Source organism: Rhizobium leguminosarum bv. viciae USDA 2370 (assembly GCF_002008365.1).
In the GTDB taxonomy this organism is placed as follows: Bacteria; Pseudomonadota; Alphaproteobacteria; order Rhizobiales; family Rhizobiaceae; genus Rhizobium; species Rhizobium leguminosarum.
The window spans coordinates 1-6,088 of record NZ_MRDL01000055.1; the positions used below are offsets into that span (position 1 = coordinate 1).

Annotated in this window: 3 protein-coding genes and 1 pseudogene; all 4 read right to left on the reverse strand. The window is 55.7% G+C overall.

Going from position 1 to position 6,088, the window contains the following annotated elements; all coding sequences use genetic code 11:
- Positions 1-99: 99 nt before the first annotated feature.
- Positions 100-400 (reverse strand): annotated as a pseudogene (locus BS629_RS34070) (transposase); the annotation flags it as partial.
- Between the two features lie 139 nt (positions 401-539).
- Positions 540-1,940 (reverse strand): efflux transporter outer membrane subunit, encoded by a 1,401-nt coding sequence (locus BS629_RS34075; RefSeq protein WP_158081469.1) that lies wholly within the window; start codon positions 1,938-1,940, stop codon positions 540-542.
- 292 nt (positions 1,941-2,232) lie between these two features.
- Positions 2,233-4,182, reverse strand: a complete 1,950-nt coding sequence (locus tag BS629_RS34080) for an ABC transporter permease (RefSeq protein ID WP_077988773.1) — start codon at positions 4,180-4,182, stop codon at positions 2,233-2,235.
- Position 4,183: 1 nt separating this feature from the next.
- Positions 4,184-5,350 (reverse strand): efflux RND transporter periplasmic adaptor subunit, encoded by a 1,167-nt coding sequence (locus BS629_RS34085; RefSeq protein ID WP_077988774.1) that lies wholly within the window; start codon positions 5,348-5,350, stop codon positions 4,184-4,186.
- Positions 5,351-6,088: the final 738 nt, after the last annotated feature.

The window sequence follows — 6,088 nt, forward strand, 5'->3', positions numbered from 1 at the left end:
TTCTTGTAGCTGATGGTCGATGAGGTCATCTCAACCGAATTATCCGCCACCCGTTAAGTTGCCGACAACGTGACATCGCCGGGCGGAGAACTCTCATCAACCCGTCCGACGGCGGGAGAGGATCATGAAGCGCTTCAGTTCGCCGAATTTGGCGTGAAGCGTTTCGACGTCAACGGTCTGGTTTGCCGGTTCCGCCTTGGCTTCATAACCGAAAACGCACGTAGCCCGATCAAGGAGCTGGTCTTTCCATTGCTTGACCTGGTTGGCGTGCACGTCGAACGGCTGGCAATTCCCCCAGCGTCTGCTCGCCTCTGATGGCGGCAAGTGCCACCGTCGCCTTAAAAGGCGGGCTATGGTTCCGGCGCGGACGTCTCGTTGTCATCTCTCCTATTTTCGGCAACTATGCCAAAGTCAGGCAGAAATTCCACTTATCCCCGCTGTGCAAATTTCCCCGCCTCCGTTGGCACTCGGGTCGAGACGATCAATAGCGTCCATCAGGAATCCAATTGACGTGCCTGGCTAACTGAGGCCATGTGCAGCTAGCGATTAGATCGTTGCCTGGTCTCGATTCCATGGCAACTTGGTGCATCCCGCTCGGGGCCACCCCCAATGATGCGGTAGAGCTTCGATTCGGTGCGCAATTGGCTTAGGCGGGAAGCGGCAAGCGTTATCTCGGCCGCGCGGCGACTTTCCTGGGAGTCGAGTAACGTCTGGAGGGCGATGCCACCCGAGAGGTATTTGGCCTCCTGCAGCTGTTCAATTTCCTGCGCTGCGATTAGGCCATTGCGATGTCGTCGGATCTGTTCGGCGTTGTTCGCCCTTTCACCGAGCGTGTTGGCAACTTCAGAAAAGGCATTAAGCAAAGTATTGCGGAACATCAGTACCTGCTTATCGTACTCTTCCTTTGAAACGGCCATCACCAGGTTCATATTCTTGAGATCAAGGAAAGACATTGCCGCAGCTACCGATGCAGCGGGAGCAGAGATGAGCTCAAGCAGTCGGGGGCTGCTCGCCCGGAGAGCGGCGGTGATTGAAATCGACGGATACAAGCCGGCCCGAGTTTGATCAACTTGTTTCAGAGTGGCACGCAGTCTTGCCTCCGCGGCTCGCAAGTCTGGGCGACGAGCGAGCAGCTCGGCCGGCAGTCCAGGCGTGATTGGGGGAAGCTTCTTACTCGGCAAGCGCCCAGGTTCTGAGACAGGATTGGGGGCACCATTTAAGAGAACAACCAGTTCGTTCCGCACGACAAGGAGGTCCTGCTTCCTGCTTGAAACCGCCGCTGCCAACTCCTCGACCTTCTGCTCAGCCTGCCTGAGTTCCAGATCGGACGCGGCTCCGGCGGCCACCTGCCCGCGGACTATTGCCTGAATCCGCTTCACGTGGGCAAGGCTGGCTTTAGCAGATGCGAGCGACTCATTTGCATGCGCGATTTCGAAATACGCCCGGACGGTGTTGTCAATAGCGAAGAGGCGCGCGGCGCCGTAATCTTCCGCGGTTGCGTAAGCCTCAAATCCCGCCTTGTCCTTCTTTGCCGCTAGCTTGCCCCAGATATCGATTTCAAGAGAGGCATTGGGATTCAAAGTCCCCGAAGACCCAGACGGCTTCTGCACGCCGAGGGGTTTGTCGACACTTAACCCGCCCCCCAGACTGGGCAACAAGCCGTTAGCAGCGATATCCGCGTTAAGTTGGGCTCTGTAAGCCTCGTTAGCCGCAAGTAGCAGGTTATTGTTTCGGCTAATGACCACGCTGACGAGCTTGTCGAGATTAGGATCCTCGAAAGTTAGCCACCAGCATTCTATTCTGGCCTGTGCAGCGCTCTGGAGCGCGCCGCTCTGCCATTGGGGCCCCGCGGGCAGTTCGGGCTGAACGTATGTGCTCGACAGACTGCAACTGGCGAGCGACAGAACGAGACTGGCTACCGTCAGTCTGATTATTTTCATTTTGAATCTCATGAGTTCACGTGCGGGGAATTGAAGCGCAAAAGGCCTCTACAGTCCGGATAGAGCGAAAAGCCAGGCGTAGGCGGGGGGCCAGTGAGAAGCCGTGATTAACAATAGCAGCCGAAGAGAAGGCCGTTGCGGCTCTCATCGATGATCTCGCCGACCTGGCCGGGGGATCGCGAAGTGCGCGGGCTGACGGCGTGGGAAGCGCCAACTGCAGTTGGCTACCGCCTCCGAAGGGCGAGATATGATATAGAAGCACATGGCAGATTGCGCCTGAAACCACCGCCACTTAATCTCTTGACAGTGCATCTATTGGGTTCAGGCGAGATGCTTTGCGGGCGGGAAGGAAGCCAAAGATCAGGCCAATCCCAAGCGCTAGCGCGCAAGCAGGGACAATCGTGCCGGCGGAAATGATCATCGAAAACCCGCTAGAGGTTCTGCCCCATACGGCTGCGATTCCAATTGCCAGAGCTACGCCCAAAAATGAGCCGGCTGCGCATATTGCAACGGCTTCGGTCAGGAACTGAACCATAATGTCGATTCGACGCGCTCCAACTGCCAAGCGCAAGCCGATTTCGTGTGTGCGTACCGTGACGGAGATGAGCATCATGTTCATGACACCAACGCCTCCCACAACCAGCGATATTGCAGCTAAGGAAGAGCTGAGTTGCCACATTGTTTGGGATGCGCGATCTTTCGACTTTCGCATCTGGTCGTAGTTGTAAACAGCGAAATCCTTCGTCTCGTGCCGACGTGTTAGAAAGTCGACGATGGCGCGCTCAGCAACGGTTGCGTCGACAGAATCAACGACCCGAACCGCCAGGGCATCGAGACTTAGGCCGGGACCCTGGAGTCTCCCCTTCACGACCGTATAAGGAAGTAGAACCTCTGCCTCTCTAGATTGAAGCCAAGGCGGCTGTGCAAAAACGCCAATAATCACAACGGGAACCCGCGAGATCAAGACGATTTTGCCGAGCGGAGATTTGTCGTCGGAGAAAAGCCTCGAGGCCGTCCTTTCGTCAATTACCGCTTCCTGGTGGCGCTGAGAGACAGCTTCGGCTGAAAGGAAAGATCCCATTACCAGCTTAAGCCCTTTGACCCGCAAATAATTCTGGCCGACGCCGAAGACAGTTGCCGCAACAGATGTGTGTCCGAAACGCATTTGTGCGGAAGTTTGCACTTCCGGAGTTGCGCTATCGATGTAGGATTGATCGGCAAGAGCATCGGCATCCGCGGCGACCAAGGTCTTGATGTTGGAAGCGCCCCCGTCACCCTCATTGCGCTCCGGAACAATCTCTATGACGCTGTATCCAAATGCTCCCAGGGCGTCCGAAAGTTTCTGACGGGCACCTTCTCCGAAACCGACGGCCACGAGGACTGCCGCGATTCCGATAATGATGCTGAGCACTGTGAGGAAGGTACGCATGCGATAGGTGACTAGAGATCGGATCGCCATCCGCAGGGCTTCCAGCAGGCAGCGACTGACCGCCGAAAGCGCACCGATCGGCGTGTTGTCGCTGAACGCCAGCGTGCCATCGGTCTTCTGCCGGTCGTGCGTCAAGCGGTCGGAAACGACAACGCCGTCGCGAATCTCGACGATCCGATCGGCGTGAGCTGCGATTTTCGGATCGTGTGTCACAATGATAATCGTGTGTCCAGCGACATGAAGTTCCTTCAATATATCGAGGACAGTTCCGCCACTCTTGGCATCTAGCGCGCCCGTCGGCTCATCGGCGAGAATGATGCGGCCGCCATTCATCAATGCGCGGGCAATCGAAACTCTTTGCTGCTGGCCCCCGGACAATTGGTTCGGGCGGTGGTCGAGACGATCATCAAGACCCAGCTTTCGCAGAAGAGATATGGACCTTTCTCGGCGTGACCGAGCGCCAACGCTGGCATAGATAGCAGGGATCGCCACGTTGTCGACAGCGCTCAATGTTGCGAGAAGCTGATAATGTTGGAAGATGAAACCGAAATTTTGCCGTCTTGACGCGGCAAGTTCGTCCGCGCTGAACCCTGCAACGCTGCGGCCGCCGATGCGATAGTCACCAGAACTCGGCTGGTCCAAGCAGCCTAAAATGTTCATTAGCGTCGTCTTGCCCGAACCGCTGGTGCCAACGATTGCCACCAGCTCTCCACTCGAAATCGAAAGGCTCACGCCGGCGAGCGCATTAACCGTCTTGTCTCCGGTGCGGAAAATCCGCGAAATATTCTCGATCTCAAGAAGTGCAGTCATCATATTATATCGCCTCAAGACCAGTTGCTTTTTCGCTGGGTGAGATGAGAAGCTCATCACCAACGGAGAGGCCATTGAGTACTTGCGCTTTAATCTTGTCAGTCAAACCCGTTGTAACTAGGCGCACGGTGACTTCTCCAGTTGGTTTGCGAACGTAAACTCGGTAGCGATCTTTCCCATCGGGCTCACTCAGAGCCGCCCAGGGTACGAGCGGTACGTTTTCGGCGTGGCCGAAAATAATTGTAACGGATACGCTCATCTTTGGCCGAAATCGGCCTTCCGGGTTGGGTGTCGGAAATACGCCGGTGTAATAGACCGCCCGATTGGATTCCCCGTTTTTTATGGGACCCGTATTGACGTCGTCGGCTATCCACGGAGGCGCGGGCTGTATCTCTTCCAGTACGCCTGAACTGGGAGCTTCAGTCGCTCCTAGGGTTGTGAAGCGGACGTTCTGGCCTGGCTTCACGCGCGCCATGTCTGCTTCCGATATCTGTACCATCACCTGCATCACGTCGAGCTGAGCGAGAACCGCGATGGTCGGTACCCGATCTGAGTTCAACGTTTGACCCTCTTTGGTCGCCAGAGCAACTACTACGCCGCTCATTGGCGCGCTGATCTTCGTTTGGTTAAGGGACGAGCGAGCGACGTCAACATCGAGTATCTTCTCATTTGTTTGCGCTTCAAGTTGCTCGAGCCTTGCTTCCTGCGACAGAAATGTGGCTTGCGCCTTCTCCAGGTCGGCGGCCGATACAGACCTGTTCTCCCTTAAAGTCTTTTGTCTTCGAAACGCCAATTTGGCCTCGTTCAGAGTTATCTCAGCTTCCTTGCGCCTAGCATTGACGTTAGCGAGGTTGGCTTGCGCGGTGAGTAGCTTGTACTGCTCTTTCGTAGGGTCAATCTCGGCGATCAAGTCACCAGACTTCACGAATTGGCCAAGCTTTACATGCAGTGCCTTTATTTGGCCCGACACTTGAGCCCCAACATTGATTATCCTGCGAGGCTCCAAAACTCCCTCCGCGAGGACAGTCTCCTCAATCGAGCCGAGTACCACGCGTTCCGTGTGGACAGGGTCGAGCGTCTCTTGTTTGAAGGCGCTTGTCGCGACGGCGATCGCAAACATCAACGGTGCAACTCCTAAGCCCCAGACGGGCAACCCCATCTTAATCTTCATTAACGGTCGCCCCCTTTTCCATAAGACTGGCTCTGTGTACCGTTGTGGGAACTCCAATCAAAGGGAGGTAGAGTGAAAGCCGGGACTGAAGATGATAGCAAAGCAAGCGAGCGTTCATTTTCTTTCGCGGAAATGGCTGGCAGCAGCAGGCCTAACGCTAGCGCACCGGACCCAAAAAGAAGGCTAGCTCGAATAGCGACATTTCCAACGCACTTGAGGGTTTCGCATTTGAGCATCGATGCTATGCCCATCTTTTCGAGAAAGTGCATTTTACGCTTGTACTTCACGCCTTGGGAGTTGACGAAGCTTCCTTCCAATCGCCGAGAACTGAACGAGGTGGCGTCTCGATTAGGTGGGCGTAGCGGCATGTCTAGCCGCGGGGCGGAGGAAGGGGGAATAGCGCTCAAACGAGAAGAAGGTGCGAGTTTGAGGATGAGGGCTTTCATCAGGGTTTTCCATTTTTTAGCTGCGATGATATCGCTTCTCGCACTGTGAGCTGACAAACGTCTGAAGGAACGGGAATTTCAGTCGCGGGGCGTCAGGCTTGGATAATGCCGAAGGGCACCGTAAAGTTAACGCTGTGAAGACAAGACCTGGGAGTGAGGCTTTTGTTCATTCGGCGTGAAGGCGCGCGCGATTTGGCGCCATGCCTGCATGGCAGCGGTGATGTCACGTTGTGAGCGGCTTAACGGTTGTCGGATAATGGGTTGGGATGAACAGTCCTGCCGTCAGCTACAA